The organism is Aeromicrobium sp. REDSEA-S38_B2 (genome assembly GCF_001628525.1).
GTDB lineage: Bacteria > Actinomycetota > Actinomycetes > Propionibacteriales > Nocardioidaceae > Aeromicrobium > Aeromicrobium erythreum.
Genome location: NZ_LUNH01000019.1, coordinates 71140 through 96409, shown reverse-complemented (window position 1 = coordinate 96409; position 25270 = coordinate 71140). Strand labels below are relative to the sequence as shown.

At 69.1% G+C, this 25270-nt stretch carries 30 protein-coding genes; 10 read left to right on the top strand and 20 right to left on the bottom strand.

Features of this window, described 5'->3' with window-relative positions; genetic code table 11:
- Positions 1-21 precede the first annotated feature (21 nt).
- Positions 22-480, bottom strand: coding sequence for a hypothetical protein (locus A6Q81_RS04555; RefSeq protein ID WP_286689684.1), 459 nt, complete (start codon positions 478-480; stop codon positions 22-24).
- A gap of 395 nt (positions 481-875) precedes the next feature.
- Between A6Q81_RS04555 and A6Q81_RS04550 the strand changes: the two genes are divergently transcribed.
- Positions 876-1325, top strand: a complete 450-nt coding sequence (locus A6Q81_RS04550; RefSeq protein ID WP_286689683.1) for a TlpA family protein disulfide reductase — start codon at positions 876-878, stop codon at positions 1323-1325.
- Between the two features lie 118 nt (positions 1326-1443).
- On the opposite strand, the gene A6Q81_RS04545 is transcribed toward A6Q81_RS04550, so the two are convergent.
- A complete protein-coding gene (locus A6Q81_RS04545; protein WP_286689682.1) occupies positions 1444-1752 on the bottom strand; it encodes a hypothetical protein in 309 nt (102 codons plus the stop codon).
- A gap of 267 nt (positions 1753-2019) precedes the next feature.
- Entirely contained in the window at positions 2020-2574 is a 555-nt protein-coding gene (locus A6Q81_RS04540) for a hypothetical protein (RefSeq protein WP_286689681.1), read from the bottom strand.
- A 201-nt stretch (positions 2575-2775) separates the two neighbouring features.
- Between A6Q81_RS04540 and A6Q81_RS04535 the strand changes: the two genes are divergently transcribed.
- On the top strand, positions 2776-2979 hold the full coding sequence (locus A6Q81_RS04535; RefSeq protein WP_286689680.1) for a hypothetical protein: 204 nt from the start codon (positions 2776-2778) through the stop codon (positions 2977-2979).
- Positions 2980-3061: 82 nt separating this feature from the next.
- Here the strand turns inward: A6Q81_RS04535 and A6Q81_RS04530 are convergent, their stop codons facing one another.
- The 7 genes from A6Q81_RS04530 to A6Q81_RS04500 all read right to left on the bottom strand — a co-directional run bounded on the left by A6Q81_RS04530 (position 3062) and on the right by A6Q81_RS04500 (position 11206).
- Positions 3062-5809: a peptidoglycan DD-metalloendopeptidase family protein gene (locus tag A6Q81_RS04530; RefSeq protein WP_286689679.1), complete on the bottom strand. Its 2748-nt coding sequence runs from the start codon at positions 5807-5809 to the stop codon at positions 3062-3064.
- Between the two features lie 382 nt (positions 5810-6191).
- Positions 6192-6683, bottom strand: coding sequence for a Gp19/Gp15/Gp42 family protein (locus A6Q81_RS04525; protein ID WP_286689678.1), 492 nt, complete (start codon positions 6681-6683; stop codon positions 6192-6194).
- A gap of 62 nt (positions 6684-6745) precedes the next feature.
- Entirely contained in the window at positions 6746-7549 is an 804-nt protein-coding gene (locus A6Q81_RS04520) for a phage major capsid protein (protein ID WP_286689677.1), read from the bottom strand.
- A 599-nt stretch (positions 7550-8148) separates the two neighbouring features.
- Positions 8149-8646, bottom strand: coding sequence for a hypothetical protein (locus A6Q81_RS04515; RefSeq protein WP_286689676.1), 498 nt, complete (start codon positions 8644-8646; stop codon positions 8149-8151).
- On the bottom strand, positions 8643-8765 hold the full coding sequence (locus A6Q81_RS04510; RefSeq protein WP_286689675.1) for a hypothetical protein: 123 nt from the start codon (positions 8763-8765) through the stop codon (positions 8643-8645). Before A6Q81_RS04510 ends, A6Q81_RS04515 begins: the two co-directional genes overlap by 4 nt.
- Positions 8766-9188: 423 nt before the next feature.
- Positions 9189-9596, bottom strand: a complete 408-nt coding sequence (locus A6Q81_RS04505; RefSeq protein WP_286689674.1) for a hypothetical protein — start codon at positions 9594-9596, stop codon at positions 9189-9191.
- Positions 9593-11206, bottom strand: a complete 1614-nt coding sequence (locus A6Q81_RS04500; protein WP_286689673.1) for a recombinase family protein — start codon at positions 11204-11206, stop codon at positions 9593-9595. The genes A6Q81_RS04505 and A6Q81_RS04500 overlap by 4 nt, the downstream gene beginning before the upstream one ends.
- 47 nt (positions 11207-11253) lie before the next feature.
- Between A6Q81_RS04500 and A6Q81_RS04495 the strand changes: the two genes are divergently transcribed.
- Genes A6Q81_RS04495 through A6Q81_RS04465 form a run of 7 tightly spaced genes read left to right on the top strand, consistent with a single transcriptional unit; the run spans position 11254 to position 15505 of the window.
- A complete protein-coding gene (locus A6Q81_RS04495; protein ID WP_286689672.1) occupies positions 11254-12288 on the top strand; it encodes a TadA family conjugal transfer-associated ATPase in 1035 nt (344 codons plus the stop codon).
- Positions 12276-13127 carry a type II secretion system F family protein gene (locus A6Q81_RS04490; protein WP_286689671.1) on the top strand — a complete coding sequence of 284 codons (852 nt, stop codon included), beginning with the start codon at positions 12276-12278 and terminating at the stop codon, positions 13125-13127. Before A6Q81_RS04495 ends, A6Q81_RS04490 begins: the two co-directional genes overlap by 13 nt.
- The gene (locus A6Q81_RS04485; RefSeq protein WP_286689670.1) at positions 13124-14035 is read left to right on the top strand and encodes a type II secretion system F family protein; all 912 of its coding nucleotides are present in this window, start codon (positions 13124-13126) and stop codon (positions 14033-14035) included. Before A6Q81_RS04490 ends, A6Q81_RS04485 begins: the two co-directional genes overlap by 4 nt.
- Positions 14036-14047: 12 nt before the next feature.
- Positions 14048-14230, top strand: a complete 183-nt coding sequence (locus A6Q81_RS04480; RefSeq protein ID WP_286689669.1) for a hypothetical protein — start codon at positions 14048-14050, stop codon at positions 14228-14230.
- Positions 14230-14607, top strand: a complete 378-nt coding sequence (locus A6Q81_RS04475) for a TadE/TadG family type IV pilus assembly protein (RefSeq protein ID WP_286689668.1) — start codon at positions 14230-14232, stop codon at positions 14605-14607. Before A6Q81_RS04480 ends, A6Q81_RS04475 begins: the two co-directional genes overlap by 1 nt.
- Positions 14604-15026 carry a hypothetical protein gene (locus A6Q81_RS04470; RefSeq protein WP_286689667.1) on the top strand — a complete coding sequence of 141 codons (423 nt, stop codon included), beginning with the start codon at positions 14604-14606 and terminating at the stop codon, positions 15024-15026. Before A6Q81_RS04475 ends, A6Q81_RS04470 begins: the two co-directional genes overlap by 4 nt.
- Positions 15023-15505 carry a pilus assembly protein TadG-related protein gene (locus A6Q81_RS04465; protein WP_286689666.1) on the top strand — a complete coding sequence of 161 codons (483 nt, stop codon included), beginning with the start codon at positions 15023-15025 and terminating at the stop codon, positions 15503-15505. The genes A6Q81_RS04470 and A6Q81_RS04465 overlap by 4 nt, the downstream gene beginning before the upstream one ends.
- Before the next feature lie 102 nt (positions 15506-15607).
- Here A6Q81_RS04465 and A6Q81_RS04460 read toward each other — a convergent pair whose 3' ends face one another.
- The 10 genes from A6Q81_RS04460 to A6Q81_RS04415 form a co-directional block, all read right to left on the bottom strand.
- On the bottom strand, positions 15608-15835 hold the full coding sequence (locus tag A6Q81_RS04460) for a hypothetical protein (protein WP_286689665.1): 228 nt from the start codon (positions 15833-15835) through the stop codon (positions 15608-15610).
- Positions 15836-16433: 598 nt separating this feature from the next.
- Positions 16434-16784, bottom strand: coding sequence for a hypothetical protein (locus tag A6Q81_RS04455; protein ID WP_286689664.1), 351 nt, complete (start codon positions 16782-16784; stop codon positions 16434-16436).
- On the bottom strand, positions 16781-17320 hold the full coding sequence (locus tag A6Q81_RS04450; RefSeq protein WP_286689663.1) for a hypothetical protein: 540 nt from the start codon (positions 17318-17320) through the stop codon (positions 16781-16783). The genes A6Q81_RS04455 and A6Q81_RS04450 overlap by 4 nt, the downstream gene beginning before the upstream one ends.
- Before the next feature lie 461 nt (positions 17321-17781).
- Complete coding sequence (locus tag A6Q81_RS04445; RefSeq protein ID WP_353681407.1) at positions 17782-18399, bottom strand: TIR domain-containing protein; 618 nt, start codon at positions 18397-18399, stop codon at positions 17782-17784.
- A 349-nt stretch (positions 18400-18748) separates the two neighbouring features.
- Positions 18749-19978, bottom strand: coding sequence for a hypothetical protein (locus A6Q81_RS04440; protein ID WP_286689662.1), 1230 nt, complete (start codon positions 19976-19978; stop codon positions 18749-18751).
- Positions 19879-20892 carry a C39 family peptidase gene (locus A6Q81_RS04435; RefSeq protein WP_286689661.1) on the bottom strand — a complete coding sequence of 338 codons (1014 nt, stop codon included), beginning with the start codon at positions 20890-20892 and terminating at the stop codon, positions 19879-19881. The genes A6Q81_RS04440 and A6Q81_RS04435 overlap by 100 nt, the downstream gene beginning before the upstream one ends.
- 1007 nt (positions 20893-21899) lie before the next feature.
- The gene (locus tag A6Q81_RS04430) at positions 21900-22382 is read right to left on the bottom strand and encodes a DUF4383 domain-containing protein (RefSeq protein WP_286689660.1); all 483 of its coding nucleotides are present in this window, start codon (positions 22380-22382) and stop codon (positions 21900-21902) included.
- A 56-nt stretch (positions 22383-22438) separates the two neighbouring features.
- A complete protein-coding gene (locus A6Q81_RS04425) occupies positions 22439-23185 on the bottom strand; it encodes an MBL fold metallo-hydrolase (RefSeq protein ID WP_286689659.1) in 747 nt (248 codons plus the stop codon).
- Positions 23179-23310, bottom strand: a complete 132-nt coding sequence (locus A6Q81_RS04420; protein ID WP_286689658.1) for a hypothetical protein — start codon at positions 23308-23310, stop codon at positions 23179-23181. The genes A6Q81_RS04425 and A6Q81_RS04420 overlap by 7 nt, the downstream gene beginning before the upstream one ends.
- Positions 23307-24170, bottom strand: a complete 864-nt coding sequence (locus tag A6Q81_RS04415; RefSeq protein ID WP_253023505.1) for a manganese catalase — start codon at positions 24168-24170, stop codon at positions 23307-23309. The genes A6Q81_RS04420 and A6Q81_RS04415 overlap by 4 nt, the downstream gene beginning before the upstream one ends.
- Before the next feature lie 114 nt (positions 24171-24284).
- On the opposite strand from A6Q81_RS04415, the gene bla reads away from it, so the two are divergent.
- Positions 24285-25214, top strand: coding sequence for a class A beta-lactamase (gene bla, locus A6Q81_RS04410; protein WP_286689657.1), 930 nt, complete (start codon positions 24285-24287; stop codon positions 25212-25214).
- Positions 25215-25270 lie beyond the last annotated feature (56 nt).

Sequence of the window (25270 nt, the reverse complement as noted above, 5' to 3'; positions counted from 1 at the left end):
TGTGAGCGGGCTGCGTGCGGGTCAGGCGGCGCCGAGGTCGGCGGCGATGCTGCTCTCGAGCGCGCGGACGCGGGCGCGCGTGGCGTCGGCGAGGCGGGTGGTGCGCTGCGCCTCGGCGAGGTCGCCGATGGAGACGAGGTGCTGCACGAGCGGCTCGAGGTCGTCGAGGTGGACGCCGTCGACGAGGCTGGTGACCTCGATCAGCTCCGAGAGCAGGGCGTGGAGCAGCAGGTGGGCGTCGAGGTCGCCGTCGGCGGGGTGGGCGCCGATGACGAGACGAAGCTGCTGGCCGAGCGAGAACGCGACGTCGGGCGTGAGCGCGCACTCCTCGACGGCTGCGGTGACGAGCGTGAGCACGTCGGCCAGGCCTTCGCGCGGGGCGAGGGTGGCGGCCTCCTCGAGGAGGCTGCGCAGGTAGGCGTGCGGAACGAGGGCGTCGTCGTCGAACGACGGCTGCACCACGCGGGTGGTCGTCACCATGTCTTCCACTTCTCCCCACTCCCAGAGGACATGCTCCCGGACCGCGATCACCTGCGCTCTAGCCCGAACGGGTCATTTTCGCAGTCCGGCTTCCACTGTACGTGACCGATCACACGCTTGACCAGCCGTGATTGCACGACGTGACGACCGGGGCGGCGCCGGCGTCAGCGTCCGAAGCACGATCCGCTCCTGGGGCGGACACACCACCTCGCGAGCGGTGTGTGTTGCCGTGCAGTCTTCGCTGGCAGAGTCCCTGTGACGGTGAGCGAACGTCCGGAGCAGGGTCGATGTCCTTCTGGAGGTTGTAGGTGAAGGCGAGTGTCGTGGCGGTGATGGCGTGCGCGCTGCTCCTGTCGGGCTGTGCGGGCGCTGAGAGCGGGGATGCGAGCGCGGGGGTGACCATCCTCCGCCCGAGCGAGCGCGAGGTGCTCCACGGCGCCGAGGGGGAGTCGCTCGACGGTGCACCGGTCGACCTGGATAGCTACCGCGGCAAGGTCGTCGTCGTGAACTGGTGGGGCTCGTGGTGCGCTCCTTGTCGCAAGGAGGCCCCGGTCTTCGCAAGAGTGTCCGATGAGGCGCCGTCGGACGTGGCCTTCATCGGTCTTCTCGCGCGGGACTCGCCTGCCGCTGCGCGAGCCTTCAACGAGCGTTTCGGGGTCCGGTACCCGACCTTGGTCGACCGCGACAGTCGTCTTGCCCTGCGGTTCAGCCAGGTGCTCCCTGTCCAGGCCGTCCCTGGTACGTGGGTGCTCGACACCCGCGGACGGGTGGCCGCGCGGATCGCCTCGGCCGAGGTCACCCCGACGCTGCTCCGCGACGTCGTCGCCGAGGTGCGGGGCTCCTGACGCGGGTCGCGATCGTCCGTCCGTCCCACTTGTCCACAGTTTAGGCGGGCGTCCCCTTCACAGATCGCGCCGTTCTTGTCATGGTCCTGGTCATCGACACGACTTCTCGGGGGACAGGTCAGTGGTGGATCCGGTGCAGGCGACGCTCGCGGAGCGGGTGCGCGAGCAGGTGCGACGTCGGCGGCTCGACCCGCAGACGGACGCGGATGCGGTACGCGAGGTCGCGCACGAGGTGGTGGCCGAGCACGAGCGACGGTCGCTGACGGGTGCGGTGCGGTCGCTGGAAGAGCCCGACCGGGTGGTCGGCGGGATCGTGGCCGACGTGGCCGGGCTCGGACCGTTGCAGCCGTTCCTGGACGACCCGACGGTCGAGGAGGTTAGTACGAAACCACGAGCGTCTCGTGTGATGGGACGTGGACGACGACACGTGGCGCGGCCTGGCGTGTCGCGCCACCTGACATGCATCGACCCCGGCTAGGTCGACGAGCCTCTTTGCTTCTGAGCCTCCAGGCTCGAAATCTCGCTCCGACACTCCGAGCACCGTCGGTCACCCGGTCCCGCCGGTGTAGGCCTGTTCACGCCGGCTCGGCACGCCAGGCCCCCGTGCGTCTTGTCTTTGGATAGCCACGTCAGCGCGTGCGCCTTGCCGTCGTTGGCGAGCACCCAGCGGACGCCGTCATCATCGCTCATGACTTCATTGTGTCGAAGTCTCGGCGCTCATGCCGCCGTCAGCGGGGATCGCCGCACCCATATCTACGCGGGCGGCCCCGGCGAAGGCCTCTAGCAACGCGCTCACGCGGCCGTAGTGCTGGGCGACCTCTTCAAGGTTCTTTGGCCCTCGTCGGCAGAGATTGGCAAACTCGAAAAGTGCCGCATACACCTCCTCGGCGGCCCTCCCGGTCGCGGGTGATCCGTAGAGGCCCACCGTTCCCCACTGATCCAGCAACTCATCGCCGACGGGCCGATGCAAGTCGGTCGAGCGTTCGCCGATGAGAAACCTTGAGCCCGCGGTCCACAGCCTCGAACTCTCGCTCCTCGCGGTGCTGATGAACGCTTCGTAGGCCGTCCGACGAGAGTCGAACAACCGGGCCGCGCGTTCCTCTTGTCTGGCTTCCAGGCGCGCGCGACGGCTTTCCGCGCGGTCGGCGTCGGCTCTCCGATCGGCTCGTCGGTCGCTAAGGGTGTTGGCGAGGAACTGCAACGCGGCTCCGACGAAGACGCCAATGACTGCCCACGCTGCGGTACTCATGCGAGACACGCTAGCGAAGGGCGGCGACAGGTCACGCAAGTCGCCTTTCGCGACTGGAATCGCAGTGCAAAATGACTCTCGTCGAACAGGCGACATCGCCGCCCTTGGCGTGTACGGTCGTCGTAACAGAACGGTCCCGCAGGGCGCGGCAACGCCCGACGGGACCTAGACCGGAAGCCCTTACAAGGAAGGCTGCCAGCCATGACCGTGATCCTCCCACAGGAGCGCGACGCCGCTCCCTCGAATGGCCCCGTCGCTCACGACGCGTACCTCGACCTCGCTCACGAGGCGGCGACACTGCTGCATGACACGCCGCTCGGGCGCCTCCTGGACGACTGCGCGTTTGCCGATCTCGTCGACGAAGCGGTCGACGGCCTCCTCGCGCGTTTCTCTGCGCTCGCCTGAGCGGCGGCTAGTCGCCGCGCGCGCACCTAAACGACGAAAAGCCCCGCCCCCGGCGCATAGCGCTAGGGACGGGGCTTTCGGTTTAGGCAGCGCGGGCTACCTGGCCCTGGTGGGCGTCGTAGTTGTCGATCGCGTCCTCGACGAGAAGCGAGATGCGAGCCATGCCGGCCTCCCAATCGGTGATCTCGAAGTCGGCGACCGTGACGGACACGCCGCCCGATCCGCCCTCGCCGGGCTGGAAGTCGCGGGCGAGCGCTGCCTCGAAGGCGCGTGTCTGGCGCGGTGACAGCACGCGCTCAGGCTGGACGGTGCCCTTCGCCATGAAGCCGAGCCCGGAGGCGACGCCGCCGGAGTCGAACAGGCCGCCGAGGACCTTCTTCTTCACGCCGTTGCCGATCTCGCCGAACAGGCCCGAGACGTTGCCGAGGAGGCCGCCGATGTTGGCCTTGTCGAGCAACTTCGACTTGATCCAGCCGGTGATCTTTCCGCTAGCGCCCTTCAGCGTGTCCCACACCGAGCCGCCCGAACCGCCCTTGTAGTGGCCGCCCATGAACTCCGCGTGGAGGTGAGGGCCGGTGCTGTTGCCGGTCGACCCGACGCGGCCGATGATTTGGCCCTGGCGCACGGCCTCGCCCACCTTCACGGCGAAGGAGGAGAGGTGAGCGTAGAGGCTGCTCGTGCCGTCGGTGTGGTTGAGGCGAATGTGCTTGCCGTAGGACGTCGTCAGGCTCTTGACGAGAGCCACGGTGCCGGCCTTCCACGCCTTGACCGGCGTGCCGATCGGGTTCGGGAAGTCGCCAGCCCACGTCGCCCACGGATACTGCATCTTGGAGTGCTGCCGTCCAGTTCCCGGTGCCACTGCGCCACCTCGCGCGAACGCCGGCAGCACACCGCGGGCTGCTGCCTCGCGCATGGCGTAGATCGCCCCGTGTCCGCCCATGTTGCGCACGTCGGCGGCGTCGAGGACGTGCTCTCCAGCGGAGAGCCACGCGGGGATGGAGTCACTGATCGATGTCCCCGGCCCGAAGACGGCGCCGCCGCGGGCACGGTGGATTGCACCGCGCGCCGCACGCGCCTTGTCAGAGCCCGTCTCGGTCGCCACCTTGGCAGCGCCGAGAAGCGGGACGTTGACTCCCGGAATCTTGTTGATCAGGTCCAGAAACCCGTTGATGATTCCCTTCGCCTTGTCGAGTGGCTTCCGGACGGCGTCGACGATCTTCGACCAGGAAGACGCAACGCGCTGACGCACGGAGGTGAAGGCGTCGGCGAGGTTGCTGGCACCACGGCCGATCGCGGAGAAGGCAGGTCGGATCGACGTCCACGCGCTCTTGATCCGCGCGACGATCCACCCGAACACGGGCTTGACGACGTTCGTCCAGAGGAAGCGGATCGCGGGGGCGACGAGGTTGCGGATCGTCCACGCCAGGAGGCGGAGGATCGGCTTTACGAGCGCCCACACCGTGCGGAAGTACGTCCCGATGATCTTCAGGTGCACGGCCGCCACACGGCGCAGGACGCCGAACGCGACAGGCAGCGCGCGGGCGAGCCACTGGCCGATCTCGGTCACGACGGGCCGGATCGCCTGCCACGCGGAGGCGAACGCGCTCTTGACCGACGACCACACGCGGTCGACGACCGAGCGGAAGGTCTCACTGTGCTTGTACGCGTAGACGAAGCCGGCGACGAGGAGGGTCAGAGCCGTCACGACGATGCCGATGACGTTCGCCTTCATGGCCGTGTTCATCCGGCGCTGTGCGGCCGTCACGGCGTACATGAGGACGAGTTGCCGTCCGCGCCAGAGGGCGAGCGCGCCCTCGACGATGACGGCAGCCTTCACGGCAGCGCGATAGGCGACGTAGCCGCCCACGAGGACCGCGAGGACTTCCTTGTTCTCCTTCGCGATGCTCAGGACCTTGCCTGCGACCTTCAGGGCGTCGCCGAGGACCGAGACGGTCGTCGCGAGCGCCTTCCCGAGGGCCTCGCCGATGCGGGTAGCGACGCCACCCTCGGCGGCGAGTTCCTTCACGGCGACGGTGATGCCCTGGAACAGGGCCGGTGCCTGCTTGAAGGCGGGCTCCAGGATCGTCGCGCCGAGCCGCGACATGCTCGTGCGCATGTTCGCGAAGGAGCCGCGGACGGTGTCGCCGGCCTTCTTCGCGGAGCCCGCGAAGTTCTGCTCTAGCGCCTTCTGGAAGTCCTTCGCGGAGACGTAGCCCTTGCGCAACTTCTCGGACAGTTGGTCACCGGAGACCCCGAGCGAGTCGGCGAGCATCGTCTGAATGCCGATGCCGCGCTCGGTAAGGCGGTTGAGGTTCTCCTGCCCGACCTTGCCGCGGGCGGTGACCTGATTGATGATCGAGCCCATTTCCTGAAAGGTCGCGCCGCCCTGCGTGGCAACGTCTCCGATCAGGCGGAGGTACTTCTCGAGTTCGGCGCCGGGCTTCACGCCGGACGCGAGGGCCGTGGTCGCGGCGTTCATGCCGTCGGCCAGGCTGAAAGCGGTCCCGTCGACGGCCGCGGAGACGGAGTCCTGGACCTTGCCGATCTCCTCGGCGTCCATCTTCATTCCGCGCAACTTCGCGCGGGCGTCGTCGATCTGAAGGAGGCGGTTCAGACCGCCCTTGACGACGAGGCCGGCGGCGAGGACAGGCGCGGCTCGCTTGACCGCCGCCGCGGCGGCACCGGAGAAGTCGCGGCCGACCCGACGGCCCGAGTCCGCGGCGCCCTTCTCCGCCACGCCGAGAGCCGCCTTAATCCCAGGCGCGATCTTGCTCGTGTCGGGGAGGATCGCGAGGTACGCGGCACCGAGGTCGATCCCGGTCGCGTTCACGGGCACGGCTCCGTCGAGGCGCGGATGGACCGACGCGCCCGCTCGGCGGCGACGTCAAGGAGAGTCGGGACCTCGACACCCTCACGGGCGCACCATGCGCGAACGCGGCGGGCGGTGTGCGGCCCGGCCGTCAGGTTGGAGTCGGGAAGCGCCCGCAGATAGACAGGTGGTGAGGGGAGCGCGCGACGGATGCGGGCGGCGTACCTCTGCTCTGCGCGGGTTGGGGTCATGAGCGGTGCTCCTAGGGCATGAAAAAACCCCGGAATCCCAGGGGATTCGCGGGGTTTCGCTGGAAATGATGTGGAACGGGAGACCCGTGTGTGAAATGACGCAATGCCGAGAGTGAGGCAGCAGGGGCGGGGGAGGGGGAGGGCCCCCTAGGTCACCCCTCGGCGCTCTCCCCGCCCCATAGGCGGGGCTCGATAGACGGGTGAAGCGCGCGCGTCGAGTGGGCAGGCATCGTGTCGATCGTGAACGCACCGCCTGCGGCAGGGTGACCGCCGAGTTCGGCGATGTCGACGTCGGTCAGGTACATCTCGCCCGGCTCGTCGCCGGAGTAGGTCGTCGAGCGCTGGAATGGGCCCGCGCTCTCCTGCGTCTGGCGGCGGCCCTCCGGGTTGCGGAGGTGGCGGATCACCATGCGGGAGAGCACCTTCACGACGCGCCGCTTCGGCGTCGCGAGGCCCTCGCTCGTGTCGGTCCCGTCGGCACGCGCGACGCGCTTCGCCATGTCGGGGAACTCGCGAAGGACGGTGTCCTCCGCGTCGCCGAGAAGCGTCGCGATCTGCGCGTCGTCGGCGGTCAGTGGGGCGGGGCCCACCCACCGGGCGCGGACGTCGGCGGGGTGGGACCACAGGGGAGCGGCGTCAGGCACGAGGACCTCCCGAAACAGAGAGAGCGGGGAGCCTGGCGGCCTGCCAGGCTCCCCGCTCGGGGTCAGCTGAGGGCGATGACGGCGTGCCGCTCAGGGCGCGAAGGCGCGATCCCGAAGCGCAGGGTTGAGCGCATGGACACGGCGTCGCGGTTGAACGCAGCATGCTCGGAGATCGACACGGCGATCTGCCCGGTCGCCGCGAGGAGGTCGCCCTTGCTCAGTACGTACACGGCCGGGGCGGTCGCCGACAGGATGACCGGGAGGTCGAAGATCGAGCGGCGAGACCCTTCGGTGCTGTTCGTGCCGACTCCGAGAAGAGGCATGTTGGAGCCGGTGGCCTGCTTGACCTTCGCGAGGGTCTGCCAGGCGCTCGCGGGCATGACGATGTGCGAGGCGCGGCCGTCGTTGGCCTCGATCTCGGCGACGGCGTCGGAGATGCTGTCCAAGTTCTCGCCGAGTGTCCCGCCCGAAATGAAGTCGGCGGAGAGGGCGCCGACAGCGGAGATGAACTCCTTGTTCGCCTCGCGGGTCACGGAGCGCTGAAGGGACTCCAGGATGAGGTGTCGCGCCTCGGGCTGTCGGTACTGCTCCAGCGAGACGACACTCAGCGTCGCAATCTTGCGAGTCATCACTACGACCTCGGCGAACTCAGGGTCGGATTCAGTGATGGGCGCGCCCTCAGCAACGACGCTGGAGATTCCGTCCGTCTCAACATACGGGACGCGGACGGCGACGGCGTCGCCCTCGACGCTCCCAGCGACCGTGGCGACCTGCGGGAGGAGCAGGTCGGGCATCCTGTCCAGGTCAAAGTACGCGGTCTGATCCGGGCGCCACGCCGCGGCAGACGTAGAGGTGGTGTTGGTCATGCGGTGCTCCTTCGAGCAAGAAGAGGGGAGGGGGCAGTGCCCGCGGTTGCCGTGCGGCGGCGAGCGGAGGGGGAGCCGTGCGGCTCGGAGGAGGCGCCCGACTGGGGGCGCAAACCGGGCGCTAGGGGCGCGCTCGGATTCCCGCCCGTGGCGTAGCCCGTGCGGGCGCCGGAAGCAGGCGGTGGCGGCTCGCTGGCGCGGCGTGTACGGGGCCGCGGGAGCACGCAAGAAAGCCCCAGACGCAGGGCGCACGAGGGCGAGAACGAGGTCCACAGCGCCGCCCGCTCACCATGAGCGAGTAAGCGGGCGACGCTGATCGGAAAGGAGCCCGCCGCAGAGCGGCGGTACCCGTCGACGGGTAACCAACCCGAGGACAAATGGGGGGCGCGTTAGGCGCCAGTCAGGAGAACGCCAAGGGCGTTAGAGACGGCAGTCGCCGCGCTCGGGGCGCGCAGACCGCGGCGGGCCGCTATCGGCGATGACGGCGACGAGGAACAGGGTCGCGGCGGTAGCGAGCCACTTCCAGGGGCTCCCGCCAAGCCAGAGGCCCGCGGGCAGCGTGAGCAGGCTCAGCGAGACGGCGACGCGGGCGGCGACGTTCACTCCGCGGGCCAGCCGACGACGCCGGTCGTCGTCAGAGCGGCGTCGAGGAGTCGGACCGGGGCACCGTCGATGACGGCAGTCAGAGTTCCGCTGTTGGAAGCGATCGCGGCTTCAGCGGCGACGCGGACGGCGCGGAGACGGTCGATCGCGTCGCCCATCGTGGGGGAGTTGTTCACGGAGAGTGCCTTCGGTTCGATGGTGTAGACGCGGCCGGCGTTCGACCGTGTGCTCGCGCCGAGTAGGTCGTCGGCGACGGAGTAGAAGATGCGAGGCCCCGGCACGAGGTAGGGGCGGCCGTCCGGGAGATTCTTCTCGGCAGCCTGCGCCGCCTGGATCGAGCGGCGGGCGGCGCCGTAGAGATGCGCGGCGAGGTGGCGCCCTGAAGTCAGGAGCCCCCGACGAAGCCACGCCGAGACGACGGCCTCGGCGGACGCCTCCTCCTGCGCGCGGCGGGCTGCGCGGGCTGCGCGCTCGGCGGCGGCGCGGGCGCTCATGCGGCGGCCTGTCGCGCAGCCAGCGCGGCGACCAGCGCTTGGAAGTAGCCCGTGACGCGTGTCATCTCCTCGACGGCGGCGGCGCGCTCGGCGGCGCGCTCGGCTTCGAGCGCTCGCAACCGGGAGGTGAGCGCCTCTACGGTCTGCGCGGCGGCGAGGACTTCGGCGCGGTACGCGCCTCGGCGTGCCTCCCCGCGGCACTTCTCAGAGCAGAACCGCCGAGCGGGTCCGCGGCGCGGGGTCGGGACAGGTGAGGAGCACACAGGGCAGGGCACGGCAGTTCTCCTTCGCAGGGGGTACGGACTCGCTTCGATCCGTAGTTGTAATGGGCCCGCCCGTGACCACAGGTTTCGCCCGTCGGAGCAGGGTGCACGCACCTTCCGGCACGGCCGGTGACGAAAGTGACGATCAGCCGTCACTTCTCTTATCTGCCTTCAAGAATCGAAATCTTGAGTAGGAATAGAGAAGTGACGGAGTTCTGTCACTTTCGTCACCGGGACCCGCCCCGGCGCTCGGCCGCCGGGCGTTTACACGCGGCGGCGCTAGTCCTCGTCGGCGGAAAGTGACGGGCGCGTGTACCTGATCGTTTGACCGGCACGTGGGCCGTTGGCAGCGACGTACGACGCCGGTTCCAGGCTGAGGCGCGCCGGCCGGCCCCTGCGCATACGGGCGAGCCGCGCGGCCTCGTCGGCGAGCCCCGAGGGTGGGCGCCAGGCAAACACGCCGAGTGCGGGCTCTTCGGCAAGCCGAAGGGTGATCTCGTTGGCCTCTGACACGCCTTCGATGAGAACCTCGACGGCGGCGAGACTGGGCGCGCCGAACTGGTCAGCGACCTTGTCGGCGACCTCGGGGTCACCCGAGGTGATGCGCCAGTTCTGGAGGGCGACCGGGCGGTCGTTGGCCTGGTAGCCAGAGCGGAAGCGGCCGACGATGTCGGGGGAGTGAGTCATGCGATCCATTCGAACTCCAGCCGTTCCATAGCGACAAATCGAGCACCCGCCCGTGGCGCCTTCGACACTCGTACGGCTGCCAGCACAAGGCCGAGGAGATCACGGGCCTCCTGTACTGGAGCCGTCTCGATCGCGGGGAGGGACAACTCGGGGTCCAGCAGCGCCCCGAGATTCGCCTCAGGTCGAGGCAGTGCGGCAAGTTGTGTGCGTAGCGCTGCCAGCGTCCGCGTGAGGGTGCCCGCGATCCGGCCGTGCCGCGTCGCGTCCAGAGTGCCGTGCAGGTAGTGGTCGTCGTCGGCCGTCGAGAGTCGAGCGGCTGAGTCAGCGATGCGCTGTTCGATCTCCGCACGCTCGGCGATGGGCGCGGGGTCGAACTTCTGGAGCCAACGGTCGCCGACGCGGTCGAGAAGTGGGGATTCCGGGTCCAGGGCGGCGAGGCGCCGAGCCCAAGCGCGACGCACGGCGTCGTCGAGCACAGAGACTTGAACGCTCACGGGTGCCGGGCAGGTGAGGCCGTCCGCGAACGAGCGTTTGCAGCGATACGACTCTCCGAACGTCGTTAGGGTGCGACCGCACGACGCGCACAGGGCGAGCGTCCCGAGGAGGCTCCGCGACGACCGCGCGGGGAAGCGACCGCGGCCGTAGGCCCGCAGTCGTCCGTCCAGGACTTCGAGGAGTCGTGCGTGCTGCGCTGGGCTGGCTACGGGATCGAATCCGTCTGCCATGATCGGGACGTGCTCGCCTGAGACGGGATCGCGGTAGGCGCGGACTTGTTTCACGGCGCGCGGGCCCTTGTCGGGATCGGCGACCGTGACGGTCACCATTTCTGTCATGAGCCCGGAGAGCGTCGGGGAGCGGAGGGCGCTGGACAGGGTGCTCGGCCGCCAGCACGGGGGACCTGCCGCCCTCTGGCGGGCGCTCAGCCGGCCCTCGTCGCGGCGCTTCTGCCAGGTCGCGAGGCGACGCGTTGGCACACCGCGAGCGTTCCAGTCGCGGGCGACGTCGAGGAGCGACGCGCCGCCCAGAACACGGTCGACCAACTCTCGCATGAGGGCGAACTCAGTCTCGTGCGGACGGAGGCGCCTGTCTGCGTCCACCACGTACCCGAACGGGGCCGCCCCGCCCAGGTAGCGCCCGGCCTTTCGATCACTCGCCTTCCGGGACCTGACCCGGACCGACGTGTTCGCCGACTCCGCGCGCGCAATCTCTGAGAGGACTGCGATAGGAATTCGGGAGGCGCCCGTCGAGGTGTCCAGGCCGTCGCGGAGAAAGACGATGCGGCCTTTAGCGCGCTCGACATCGTCGAGAACGAGACCGATCTCCCCGGCGCCGCGGCGCGAAAGGCGATCGAGTTTCCAGACCGCGAGCGTGCCCACTTCGCCAGCGATGACGGCAGCGGTCGCCCTCTTGAAGGCTTCGCGCTCGACGTTTTCGCGGTAGCCGGAACGGCCGTAGTCGCTCCAGACGGTGCGCACGGACAGGCCCTCGCGGTCTGCCCACTGGCGGAGGTCTGCTTCTTGGCGTTCGAGGGAGTCGGCGCCCTCGTCGGCGTTGGACAGTCGTACGTAGAAGTCGACGAGACGGGACGCCTCGGGAAGTTCGATGCTCACGGTTGCTCCTCGGTGTGGCTGTTCCGAGGAATGGGCCGGAGTGGTTCGTGCTGCTCTCGTGGATTGAACGTTCATTGGAGGAGCTGTGGATCAACGAGCCCGACCGGGTGTTCGTCGCGCGGGAGGGGCGGCACGAGCTGACGTCGGTGATCCTGACGGCCACGCAGGTGCGGGAGCTGGTGGAGCGGATGTTGTCGACGTCGGGGCGCCGGCTCGACGTGTCGCAGCCGTTCGTCGACGCGATGCTGCCGGGCGGGCACCGGTTGCACGTGGTGCTCGACGGGATCGCGCGCGGGTTCAGCGCGGTCAACGTGCGCAAGTTCGTGGCGCGGGCGCACTCGTTGGAGGATCTCGTCGAGCTCGGCACGATCGACGCCGCCGTCGCGCGGTTCCTGAGGGCGAGCGTCGTGGCGGGGCTGAACGTGGTGGTCTCCGGCGGCACGCAGGCGGGGAAGACGACCCTGCTGAACTGCCTGGCCGCGGCGATCCCCGGGTCGCAGAGGCTGATCACCGTGGAGGAGGTGTTCGAGCTGCAGTGCGGCCGCCACCCCGACTGGGTGGCCCTGCAGTGCCGCCAGGCCGGACTGGAGGGCACCGGCGAGGTGACGCTGCGGATGCTGGTGAAGGAGGCGCTGCGCATGCGGCCGAGCCGCGTGGTCGTGGGCGAGGTGCGCTCGGCCGAGGCGCTCGACATGCTGCTCGCCCTGAACGCGGGCCTGCCGGGCATGGCCAGCGTCCACGCCAGCTCCGCGCGGCAGGCGCTCACGAAGCTGTGCACGCTGCCGCTGCTCGCCGGCGCGAACATCACCAGCGACTTCGTCGTGCCGACGGTCGCGACGTCGATCGACCTCGTCGTCCACACCGCGCTCGGCGCCGACGGCCGCCGCGCCGTCCAGGAGGTCACAGCGGTCAGCGGACGGGTCGAGAACGGCCACATCGAGTCCGAGACGGTGTTCGTGCGCGACGGGGGCGTGCTGCGTCGTGGTCACGGGCGACCCTCGCGGACCGAGGCCTTCGCACGCGTCGGCATCGACCTCGACGCCGTGCTCGCCGCCGACGGAGACGCGCCATGGCCACGCTGACTGGGTTGTGCGCCGGGGTCGGCGTCGCACTGCTGGTGTGGTGGGCGCTCGCTCCGCTGCCGCAACGTAGGACGTCGGGCCGCCGTCGGGTGCGCGAGCTGCTCGACCGCGCCGGGCTGTCCGACGTGGAGCCCGGCGCGCTGCTCGCCTTGTGCGTCGGGTCGTTCGTCGTCGCCGGTCTGGTGATGACTGCGGTGTCGGGTGTGTTGGTGATCGGTCTCGTCCTCGGGACGCTCGCGGCGCTGCTGCCCGTGGCGACGTTGCGGGGACGCGCCCGACGTCGGGCACGCGAGCACGCCGACCTGTGGCCCGACGCCGTCGACAACCTCGCGTCGGCCGTGCGGGCGGGGCTCTCGCTGCCCGAGGCGGTCGTGCAGCTGGGGGAGCGGGGGCCGGAGGGTCTGCGCGAGCCGTTCGCGCGGTTCGGCCGCGACTACCAGTCGACGGGGCGCTTCGACATCGCGCTCGACCGGTTGAAGCAGCGTCTGGCCGATCCCACCGGCGACCGCGTCGTGGAGGCGTTGCGGATCGCTCGCGACGTCGGCGGCGGCGACCTCGGCCGCATGCTGCGCGCGTTGTCAGGCTTCCTGCGCGAGGAGGGCCGGACGCGGGGCGAGCTGGAGGCGCGCCAGTCGTGGACGGTCAACGCAGCCCGCCTGGCCGTCGCCGCCCCGTGGGTGGTGCTGGCCGCGATGAGCCTGCAGCCGAAGGTGGTCGCGCGGTACGCGACGGGCACGGGCGCGGTCGTCCTGGTGGGCGGCGCGGTGGTGTGCGTCGTGGCCTACCGGCTCATGCTGTGGCTCGGTCGGCTGCCGGAGGAACGGCGGGTGCTGGCATGACGGCCACTCTCCTCGGAGCGGCAGCGGGAGCCGCGGCGGCGGTCGGGCTGCTGCTGGTCGTCGTCGCCTGGTGGCAGGTCCGGCGTCCGACGCCGGCGATGCGCGTCGACCCGTACCTCAGCGACCTCCTGCCCGCCCGGACGCGGGCGTCGAGCACGGTCGGCGCGGTCTACGGCCCGTGGCTGCGTGGCGCGGCGGAGCTCGTCGGGCGCCTGACGGGCGGGACGTCGAGCGTCGAGCGGCGGCTGGTGCGGCTCGGCTCGCCGTACGGCGTCGACGCCTTTCGCGTCCAGCAGCTGGCGTGGGGCGCGGCGGGCTTCGCGGTGGCCGCGGCCCTGGCGGTGCTGGTGTGGAGCACGTCGGGTGGTTCGCCGACGGTGCTGCTGGTGCTGTGTGGAGTCGGCCTCGTGGGTGGGGTGCTGGGCCGTGACTCGTTCCTGACCTCGCAGGTGGCCCGACGTGAGGAGCGGCTCGCGGAGGAGTTCCCCGCCGTCGCCGACCTGCTCGCGCTGGCGGTCGCCGCGGGGGAGAGCCCCGTCGCCGGGCTCGACCGCGTTCTGCGCGTGCTGCGGGGATCGCTCGCCGACGAGCTCGGCCGGGTGCTCGCCGACGTACGCACCGGCCACACCGTGCCGGCCGCGTTCGACGCGTTGGCGGCGCGCACCGGGGTCCCGAGCATCGCGCGCTTCGCCGAGGGTCTCGCGGTGGCCGTCGACCGTGGCACCCCGCTTGTCGACGTGCTGCACGCGCAGGCCGCCGACGTGCGGGAGTCCGCCCGCCGCGAGCTGATGGAGTCCGGTGGCCGCAAGGAGATCCTCATGATGATCCCCGTCGTCTTCCTCGTCCTGCCCGTCACGGTCGTCTTCGCGTTCTACCCGGGCCTCGTCGGTCTGCGTCTGTCGAGCTGAAGGAGTGGTGTCATGTCGTCCTTGACCCTGCGGCTGAGGTCGCGTCTGCTGGAGCCTCCGCACGACGAACGGGGTGACGTGCCGGGCTGGGTGATGATCACGGTCATGTCCGCCGGGCTCGTCGCGGTGCTGACGGCGGTCGCCGGCCCGGAGCTGACGGCCATGCTGCGCGACGCGTTGAGCTCGGTGCGCTGATGCGCCGGGAGCGCGGCTCGGCGGTGGTCGACTTCGTGCTCGTCATGGTTCTGCTGGTGCCGCTGGTGCTGGGGATCGTGCAGCTGGGGCTGGTGCTGCACGTGCGCAACACGCTGACCGCGGCGGCGTCGGACGGGGCTCGGGCGGGTGCGCCGCTGGGGGCGACGCCCGAGGACGCGGAGGTGCGGGCGCGGCGGATGATCACCGACTCGCTGTCGGACCGGTTCGCTCGGTCGGTGAGCGCGACGCGGACGTCGGTCGACGGTGCGCCTGCGGTCGTCGTGCGGGTGCGCGCGAGGGTGCCGGCGTTGGGTGTCCTGGGTCCGGGGGTGCCGCTCGACGTGCGCGGGCGGGCGTTGGTGCAGGTGGAGCCGTGAGGGACGAGCGGGGGTCGGCGCCGGTGGAGCTGGTGTGGCTGACGATCCTGCTGCTGGTGCCGTTCGTGTACGTGATGATTGCGGTGTTCGACGCGCAGCGGGCCGCGTACGCGGTGTCGTCGGCGAGCAAGGCGGCGGCGCGGGCGTACGTGCAGGCGCCGGACACGGTGACGGCCACCCTGCGGGCGCAGCGCGCGGCCGCTGTGGCGTTGGGTGACCAGAGGGTCCGTGCCGACGTGGAGGTGGTGTGCCTGCCGGCGCCGTCGTCGTGCCTGCAGCCGGGTTCGTCGGTCCGGGTGTCGGTGAGCACGGTGCAGCCGTTGCCGCTGACGCCGTCGGTGCTGGGGGACGAGGTGGGTGGGGTCGCGGTCGACTCCTCCCATGTCGAGCCGTACGGGTCGTTCCGGGAGGGGCGATGACGCGCGCGGACGAGCGGGGGAGCGTGACGGTGATGACGATCGGGTTCCTGGTGCTGGTCGCGCTGCTGCTGGCGGTGGTGGTGAACGCGACGGCCGCCTACCTGCAGCGTCAGGAGGTCGCGAACCTGGCCGACGGTGCGGCGCTGGCCGCGGCCGACGGTCTCGACGAGGCCGCCTTCTACGCCGACCAGCGCGTCGAGCTCGACGCGGCGTCGGCGCGGGCGCTGGTCGGTGACTATCTGGCCGGGGAGGAGGTGTCCTCCGTGCGGGTGGGCGTCGTGGACGGGACGGTCACGGTGCGTCTGGAGCGCGTCGTCGCCCTTCCCCTCACCCCGCCCGGCTGGCCCGCCCGCACGCGGGTGACGGCGGAGGCGTCGTCGCAGCTGCGGTCGGCGGTGGACGGACGGGTTTCGTCGAGCATCGGTTTCACCGTCTCGCCACTCATGACCTTCGCGGCGGTTCGCAGGTCGGTGAGATAGTGGCGGACGTCGCCGATCTTGTTCCGTTGCAGTCGTTCTTGGCTACCTGACGGTCGAGGAGATCAGTACGAAACCGCGAGGCTTGAAAGCGCGCCGAACGTGCTAGCGGACCTGCCCGACATCGGGCAGTTCGGTCGGTTGCTCATGGGTCACCCACCAATACTCCAAGACGTCGATAAATTCGCGAGCGTCAAGCCACAGGAGCACGCCGCCGGCGACACTTCCATCGATGTCGTCCCCGTGACGGCCGCCCGGAACGAGACTGCGCACTCCTTGCAGAGCAGCGTCGCTTTCGACGCGCAAGCGCATCATCGTCACGAAATCGTCCAAGTATGTCACTTTGCCCGCTTGTGTCAGGAGCGGCTCCGTCGCACTGGATCGAGCGTGCTCGACGACGGGATGAACGAGCGAACGCACGGCCGCAGTCGAGGGACATGCAGTAGTCACTATTCGACGGTAGCCGTAAAGCGGCTGGACACAGCGCGATCAGGGCGCTGTCACTCGCCGCAGCCGAGAAGGTTCGTGAATTGTTACGACCATGACGAAGGAGCGGAAGCCACCGAGCCGTTTCGTCACTCTCATGGGTGGCGAGTACGTCATCGTTAGCTCGTGCGCTACGTCGGATCTCCGATGGTCGCGCTACGCAGAGCAGCGGCAGTTCTCGGGATCCTGCTGCCGACGTCGAGACGGCCGTGAGTCCCGCATCTGGATCTTGGGCGACGGAGTGAGCTCCGCCGTCGCGTGAACCGGGACGACCGCGGGCCGAGAGACGTGCGTCAATGAGCGAGACTTGAAGGTTGTGTACGCGGCTGAACCGAGCAGCCACGGGCAACTTTCGCGAGAAACTCATACCACTGCATTTCATTTGCAATGACTCCGGGCAAGCGAGTTTCATCGCGGTACAAGGTCGAGCGCAACCCTCGAGCCTTCAGCCCAAATCGTCGAGAATAGAGTCCTTGAGATGATCCAGATTCAACGCTGACCGCTTCGCCGCCTCGTACAAATCCACGATGAGTGGGCCGACTTCATGGGCTAGGTGGCTGGACTTCTCAAAGACCTTTGTGCCTGAGCCGTCGCCTTCGGGATAGGCCCAAATCTCAACAACATACGGGGACTGGTCATCGGCATCACGAGACCTGACGAAGAACCCAAACCTCGAAGTTCGGTAGTCGAATTCGTATGACGAGTCCATAAACTGAGTCCAGCGGACGGACCTTTCGACAGTGCGCGTCAAGAGCTTGGCGAAGATCTCGCCCGCTTCCTCTTCCGTAAGCATCATTCGTCTCCGGATTCTCTCTTCAATCTTGCTATGAGCGTGTGCGATCGAGTGGAGACTGTCGGCATGAGCTTCAAAATCCGCTTCATGATGACAACTTGGTCCCTGCCCGGGTCGGTCAAAAGTTCACCCTTGGCGCGCTTCGCCAACAACGAGACGTTCTCAAGCATCTCAACGAAGTCCTGCTCCTCGTCAGGATCGCTCTGCGACACCGCTACCGCGACCTCAGTGCACAGTTGCGCATAGCCAACGAGCGAAGAAGCGAGACGAGGACGGTCATTGCCAGCGAACTTGTGGTGGACATCGTCCTCAACTTCCTGAATCCTCGGCAAAAGAAGAAGTAGATCATTGATGACTAGGCGCCTCTGCACTTTAGTCAGCAGAAGATTTGACTGTTCTTGCGCGGTGGCGGTTCGACTCAGCTGCCTCCAGGCAAGGTAGAAACCGCCGACCGTCACGACTGCTGTCACCAATTGCCACGAGTCCTCACGAGCCCATCGCTCATCGAGTCCAAGAACGTCGATGAGGAGCTGCGGCACACGCAGAGCCTACCGGGAAGAAGGGTCAAGGACGGATATTACTACTCAACAGGCTGCGTCGAGTAATCGCATAGTGCGTCGCTCGCCGGCTTCACAGACTGCGCCCCGCCGAAGACGACCACGTTCAGCCCCGTCACCAAGCTCGCCCTCGTGATACGCGCAACAGGTGCGCCGCGCTCGATAAAGTCCTCCAGATATAAGCCCGCGCCACGAAGTGGCGCACGTTCACCGGGCTGAACCCGCGCGCGATCCCGTCCAGATCGCCACATGCAGCCAGTTCCCACCCGACAGCATCGCGTCGACGAACGGCTGCGACACGTCGAGCCCGGAACCAGACGCTCGCGGAAGGGGAATGGGTCGTCTGCCTGGTCGTCCCGGAGGGCGGGATCGATCAACCCTTCCAGCTCCTCCCGCGTCGGGAGGCGCCAGTCTCGATGACCCGCGAAGTCGAGCGACTCGACCTACATGAGCGCAGCTTCGTAACTGAGTTCGCTTGGACTGAAAGAACCCGTCCATTCGAGACCCGAACCGGAGTCCCGGATGGTGACATCAGGTGAGGTTGACTTCTTTTCCGACTTCGCGTCGCGCGTAGCGGCTCGAGGCTCGTCGACAGTGTCGAGCACCTGTTCCGCCAACCCGCGGACTTGCGCCGGGCGCACGGGCGCACCCTCGACTAGGGATGTGGCATCCACCATCTGCCGCTTTCCTACCGCCTTAACGAACTCCTCATCGCCATCCGCGTACCGTCCACGGCCGAGAGGAGAGAATAAAATCGGAAAGATCAACCCGCGGTCTTCGGCGAAGGTTCGGTTGGCACGCAACTCGCCTTCGCGGCCGGCGAAGGATGCCCACTCGCGCCTGCACCACTCGGACCGAGAATATGAAGGAGACAAGATCGCAACCGCCAGCTGGCTGCGTTCCAGAGCTGTCGCGATCCGCGACTCCCAGAGGTCGGAGGTCATGAGCTCGGTCCGGTCGAAGAAGATCCTAGGAGGCTCGCCAGCCAACCTATTAATGGCCTTCGAAAGGTCGTTGCGGAATCCTTCGATCCATCCGTCGTCGTCATCAAGTGCGCGCAACTTAGAAAGACTTCGTACTCGCTCACATCACCAACGTAGTCGTTGAGCCAGTCGCGGGACTACGGCATCCCGATCCCAAGTAGGCACGCACCGCCTGAGTCGCGATGGCTGGTGCGCGGCGGTCTTTCATCAAGCACCAAACGCTGCTCTGCCAAACGGTCGGTCAGTCAGGCGGCGACCCCCGGCCGCCACAGAGGTTCCGGCCACCGCGCCGCTTCCACTCACCGCCCTAACGAACAAGCGATGCGCCCCAATTGAAACCCCGTCAGCGCACCCTTGCAGCACTGGAACCGCGGGGCGCGTATGGGAGTTGTCAGAATCCGAGAAACCTCGGGCACGTGGATCGTGCTCACCGGTCCTTGTCCGCGAGCGTCACCAGCCGCATCGCGTCGGGACTGGACGTCTGCTTGACGTAGATGAAGCTGCGTCCGCTGAGACGACTCGTGCCGGTGTCGTTGCTGCCGGGGAGGGAGAACAGCTTCCCGCGTCGCAGGTCGAGGACGAAGGCGCGGTCGCCTGTGGAGAAGCTGACCCAGTCGCTGGTGCCGTTGAGGTAGCCGACCGTGTTCCTGCCGAGGTCGACGGTAAAGCGACCGTGCTCGGTCGACTCGACCGTCAGACGGCGGCGGCCATCGGCTGTCGTGCAGGCGACGCGGACACCCTTCGCAGCGAAGGCGCCGCAATCCGCCGGCAACCCTGCGCCCGTGGCCTCTCCGGAAGATCCACGGTCCGGGTCCCAGCGTGTGAGCGTGCTGTCGACGAGGACGTCGAGCTCGCGGCCCGCCGCCCAGGCGCCGGTTGCCTTGGGCACGACCTTCTCGAGCTTGCCGCCGGTCAAAGGCACGCGGTAGGCGGAGGTCTGGACGACGTTCTGCTGGTCGTCCACACGATCGACCGCGACGACGTAGACGTCGTCGCCCACGACCTGCGGCCGGATGGCGTCGGGTGACGGCCAGGGCGGGTCCTTGATGCCGAGCTGCTGGTAGGACGCGAGCTCCTTCTCCACTCCCGTCTCGAGATTCAGCGCGTACAACCGCCACGGCATCGCGTCATAGTTTCCCTGCGTGGTCTCGACCCAGACCACGGTCTTGCCGGCAACGGCGACGTCGACGATGTAGCGCGGGGCCCCCGGCTTCCCGTGACGGGCAAGCTCTGTGACCTCGTTGGTCTTCGGGTCGACGGATATCAGTGCACCTCCGCGAGGGTCGTCCTCGGAGGGCTGACCCGACTTGGAGGTTCCCGAGAGGGACATGATCAGCCGACCATCGGTGCGGTCGAAGTAGACAACCTGCTGTCCGTCCAGGACCGTCGGGATGCGTGACTCCACGGTGTAGTCGTCGCCCTCCGTGAACGACGGCGGCGCGGGAGAGAGCGCGAACTGACGCTGCGGCTCGGGCTCCTTCGTCGTCGTGCAGGACGTCGTGCCGAGTACGACCGCCACCATCGCCGAGGCGATGGCGGCGGTCTTGCGCGCTGACGTCACAGGACGACGCCCCACGGCTGGGTGAAGATGCGCATGCTGGTGTTCCGCATCGCGTTGGTCTTCTGCGGAGCCTTCGACTGGCCCGTGTTCGTCCACCGGCCCGCGACCGGGTCCGCGTAGGCGAGCCTCGAGCCCGAGCCGGAGTAGCCGTAGCCCATGATCAGGTGGTCGATCGTGAAGGTCGTGTAGTGGTAGTTGTAGTGCGGGTTGCCCGCCCCGGCCAGCTCGCGCGTCCCGTACACGACGGCACGGTTGTAGACGCCGATCGAGTTGACGACACCGCTCTTGATGGACGCCGCTGACGGGCTCGAGACGAGGCGGGACGCGAAGCCGGCCCACCTCTTGAGCGTGAGCGGGATGCGCGACATGTTCGTGCCGCTGGTGGTGGTCGCGAGGTAGCGGGACGCTGCCAGCGTCGTCTGGGAGATGGTGTCGGAGGAGTTGTAGCGGCTCCGCTCGCAGGCGCTGCACGACGCGCGGATCGCCATCGCGACGGACGCGGGCCCGCAGTAGTAGGAGGTCCGCTGGGTGGAGTGGCGCACGGGCAGCGCCTTCTGCGTCGCCGCCATGATCTGGGCGTCGGAGTCGGAGTCGGACGTGGTCGACGCGTCGGCGGAGAAGTCGGGCTCGGGCTCGATCTCCGAGTACGGGCGCCCGGCGACGCGCTCGACCTCCGCGCGTGCCGCGGCGATCCGCTCGTCGAGCGTCGGCTCGCCGTCGGCCTGCGCGGTCGCGGCGCCGGCTCCACCGGCGAGGTACTTCTCGGCGTAGAGCGCGTGCAGTGCGTCGAGGGCGTCGTTGAGCGGCTTCTCGGCCTGTACCGACGGCAGGTCCCCGAGTGACTCGTAGCCGCTGGGCAACGCGATGCCCCGACCCTCGGGCGTGGCCGGCTCGTCCGCCGCGGAGGCCGGAGCCGCCGCGAGCAGCGCGGCGACCGTGACGGCCGACAGGACGGCGAGGCCGAGACCGGTGGTGGTGCGTTGCCTGCGGCGGCGTCGCGAACTGAACATGATGTGTCCCCCCTGGGAGCGTCGACGGTGTGTGCGTCGATCAACCCATGGGAGGAGTTGCGGGCAGAAGCGTTCGAACGATCTTCTGAAGACGGCTTGACATCCGGCCGCAGAGGTGCCAAGTCAGGGGCGCTCCGGTGTGCCTGCCTCGAGCGGTCCGGACGGTCGAGCGCCCTGTGCCCTCGGCTCGGTCCGGGCGAGACGGAGCTGGAGCGCGCTCAGCGGGTCACGGTCGCGCGACCTTCACGCAAGCGGTCGACGACGACGTGGCGACGGCAGCGTCGCTTGCACCCGACCGTGAGACGGAGACGCTCACGTCGATGCTCCTCTTCTGTCCAAGGGCTGTCAGTGGATCCGGCTTCCGCACCTCGAAGCCCTCGTCTCGAAGCACTTCTGTGGCCGAGTCGATCACGTCCCCGACCGACGCCTCGGGGACGTGAACCTCCTCTCGACGATGAAGCTCTCTTCCGCGTCCGATCCCTTGCAGGTGACAGGATGAGCGACGCGAAAGATTGGCCGAGATCCCGGAAGGGCTGCTGCCAGTCGCTTCGACAGCGCGACCTCTACGGTCTGCGCCTCAGCGCTGAGGCGATCGAACTCGCGTTGGCTCACTGGTGCCGAGGCGCAGGCGGACAGAAGGACCAGGAGCAGCACGACGTTCACGTGAGGTCGTCGCATCATGGCTGGTCGGCTCGCCATCCATCACCCTCCAACGCCTCGCTGAGGTCGGCTCGATCACGGGGTACAGCTGGATCTGCCGCGCACCGTAGAGGGAAGAAGGCTGGGGGAGTAGTGGCGTCGCGCGATTCCTGGCTGCGGCCATACGGACGGACGAGAACCGAGCGACGAGCCGGTAGGTCCCCGTCTCCGCCGGAGCACTTCGTCGTGCGCGCCTGTGGATGTCCGACGAGGCAGAGGCACGGAGAAATGCGCTGAGTCCCACCTCGGTCTCACCTCGACACGAATGCGTCCTGTGGGAGGGGCTGGGAGGCAGATGCCGACCTGCTTCAGCGCGTGTACTGCCCCTTCCGCTGCAACGCCGAGCCGACGGCGAAGCCGATGAGCAGGAGGGCGGCGGCGAGGACGGCGTGCAGCCAGGTGTCGGCGGTGTCGAGGGGTACGACGTTGGCGTCGGAGCCGTGGTCGACGACAAGCCCGTAGATGGTGAGGGCGGCGTAGATGATGCCGCTGCCCACGAGGTAGGCGGGAGCGAGGCGTGGGCGCAGCGCCGCCCCTAGGCCGAGCAGACCGAACAGCACGTGCACGAGGTTGTGCAGCACCGACACCTGGAACACGCCGAACAGCTCCGCGCCGCTGTGGTGGCCGCTGCCGCTCAGCTGGTCGAGGTCGGTCGTGACGCCCGGGACGAAGCCCAGGACGCCGACGAGGAGGAACACGGCACCGAAGAGGAGGGCTGCCCCGCGGGCAAGGACGACGGGGTCCTCGTCGGGGCGCGGGCCGGTGCTGGACAGGTGGTGGTTCTCGGACACGGTGGTACCTCTCGGTGCTGGTCAGGGGCAGGACAGGGCAGGTCAGGGCGTGCAGGTCAGGCGGCCCCGGCGACGCGGGCCATCGAGGCCGCGGCGCGGGCGCCGTCGAGGAACGGTTCGCCGTGGCCGGGCAGCACGACGGCGGCGTCGGTCTCGGCGATGGCGTCGAGCGAGGCGAGCGCACGGTCGCGGTCACGGGTGCCGGCGCGCGCGACGACGCGCGGCCCGCGACGTCCGGTGTACGGGTCGAGCGTCACCAGGGCGTCGCCGGTGAGCACGACGCCACGGTCGGGGAGGTGGAAGGCCACGTGGCCGTCGGTGTGGCCCGGCGTGGGCACCGCGCACAGACCGCCCGGGAGCAGCGTGTGCTCGTCCTGGACGAGCACAGGACTGTCGAGCCCCTCGACGTTCAGGGCACCCGCCCGCACCATCGCGGCCAGGTGGCGCCACGAGCCGGGGTGCAGCACCGGGTAGAGCAGCCGCGGCCTCCCCGGCCGGTAGCGGTACGGGCGCTGCGCGATCGGCCCGTCACCCGTGTGCACCCAGGTGTGCACGCCGCGCCGCTCGGCCACCGCGCACACGCCCAGGTGGTCGAAGTGCGCGTGCGTGAGCACCACGGCCTCCAGCGACTCCCAGCTCATCCTGCGCTGCCAGAGCAGCTGCTCGACCAGCGGCCTGCACCCGGGCAGGCCACCGTCGACGAGGACGCCACCACGGTGGGTGTCGTCCTCGACGAGGTAGCAGCAGGTCGACGCGTGCTCCACCCGGTGGACGCCGGGCGCGACGTCGAGCGTGATCACCATCGGCCTCCCGCTGCCGTGACCGCCAGCACCGCCCACCACGCCGCCACGAAGACGACGAGGCGGGCGACGCCGCGCGGCGCCGCGGGCGCGGTCGGCGCCTGCCGTGCGTAGGCGACTGGGCTCACGACAGCGCGTCCTTCGCCTTGTCGATGAGCCCCTTCGTCTCCTGCAGCTCCTGCGTCCCGTACAGACGCGGGTCGCCCGGAGCCAGCTCGGGGATCTGCCCGTGCGCCTCGATCAGCGCCGAGCGGAAGTCGCCGCGACCGTCCGGCGCCGGACCCGACGCCCACGACCCCTCGGTCGCCGCCTCGCCGTCGCTCGCCTGGATGAACGTGTGGGAGAACTCGTCGAACTCCTCCTCCAGCGGGAACGCCTCGGGCGTCGGCACGCCGTCGAGCCCGTCGGCCTTCAGCTCCTCGATGGCCGACAACCACTGCATCTGGTGCATGTGGTCACGTGTGACCAGGAACCGGATCAGGTCCTTCACGCCCCGGTCGTCGGTCATGTGGAACAGGCGCGCCACCTGCAGGCGACCCTGCATCTCGGCCGTCACGTTCAGGTGGAAGTCGGCCATCAGGTTGCCGCTCGCCGTGACGAACGCACCCGACCACGGCACGCCGTTGCTGTCGTGCGGGTAGGCGCCGCCGCCGTTGACGATCGTCTGCTGCGGGTTCTGCTGCCCGAACTCGCTGGCCTGCGTCGAGCCCGTCGTGTCGTCCGGGGCCATCGGCGGCGCCTTGTCGAGCAGCTGGTCGATCATCGTCGTGATCATCTCGACGTGGCTCAGCTCCTCGGTGCCGATCGACATGAGCATGTCCTTGTACTTGCCGGGCAGCCGACAGTTCCAGCCCTGGTAGAGGTACTGCATGGCGACGGTCATCTCGCCCCACTTGCCGCCCAGCACCTCCTGGAAGCGACGGGCGAACGCGGGATCGGGTGCGTCGGGGCGAGCAGTGAACTGCAGCGGCTTCTGGTGGGTGAACATGTCGGCTCCTCGTGGGTTCCGACGCGCGGTGCCGCACGTCGTGGTGGCCGGAGGCGTACCCGCCGCGGGCCACCCAGACACCTCCGTGTGGACGGGGATGGTCGAATAGGGGCCATGCGTCGCCTGCTGCTGCCCGTGGTCGCCACCGCCCTGCTGCTCGCCGGGTGCACCGGCGGAGGGAGCAGCGCCGACCCCGGCGCCACCTCCACGCCCACCGCGTCGCCCACCTTCTCGGCCGACTTCGCCGACCTGGAGCAGGAGTACGACGCGCGGCTGGGCGTCTACGCCATCGACACCGGCACCGGCCAGGTCGTGGAGCACCGGGCGGGGGAGCGGTTCGCGTACGCGTCGACGATCAAGGCGATCGCGGTCGGCGCGCTGCTGCACGAGAAGCCCCGGTCGGTGCTCGACCAGACCGTGCAGATCAGCGAGGACGACCTCGTCGACTTCTCCCCGCAGGTCGAGAAGGCGCTCGAGGCCGGGCAGACCGAGCTCACCGTCCGCGAGGTCGCCGACGCGGCCGTCCGGTACAGCGACAACACCGCCGGCAACCTGCTGTTCGACCTGCTCGGTGGTCCTGAGGAGCTGCAGGGCGTGCTCCGCGAGATCGGCGACCGGACGACGAAGGTGTCGCGCATCGAGCCCGACCTCAACGAGGCCACGCCGGGCGACGACCGCGACACCACCACGCCCGAGGCGCTCGCCACCGACCTGCGTCGGCTCGCGCTCCCGGCGGCCGACGGCGAGAAGGACGTGAACGACGGCTACGCGCGCGCCTTCCTCACCGACCTCATGGTGCGCAACACCACCGGCGACGACCTCATCCGCGCCGGCGTCCCCGACACGTGGGAGGTCGCCGACAAGACCGGGGCGGCCAAGTACGGCACCCGCAACGACATCGCGATCCTGCGCCGCGCGGAGGGCGCCCCGATCGTCATCGCCATCATGTCGTCCAAGGACGACCAGGACGCCGAGGCCGACGACGACCTCGTCGCCGACGCCACGCGCGTCGCCGTCGCCGGGTTCGGCGTCTCGAACGACTGACCCCGCCCGACCGACGGACCCAGACACGACGACGCCCACCCCGACCTCGGGGTGGG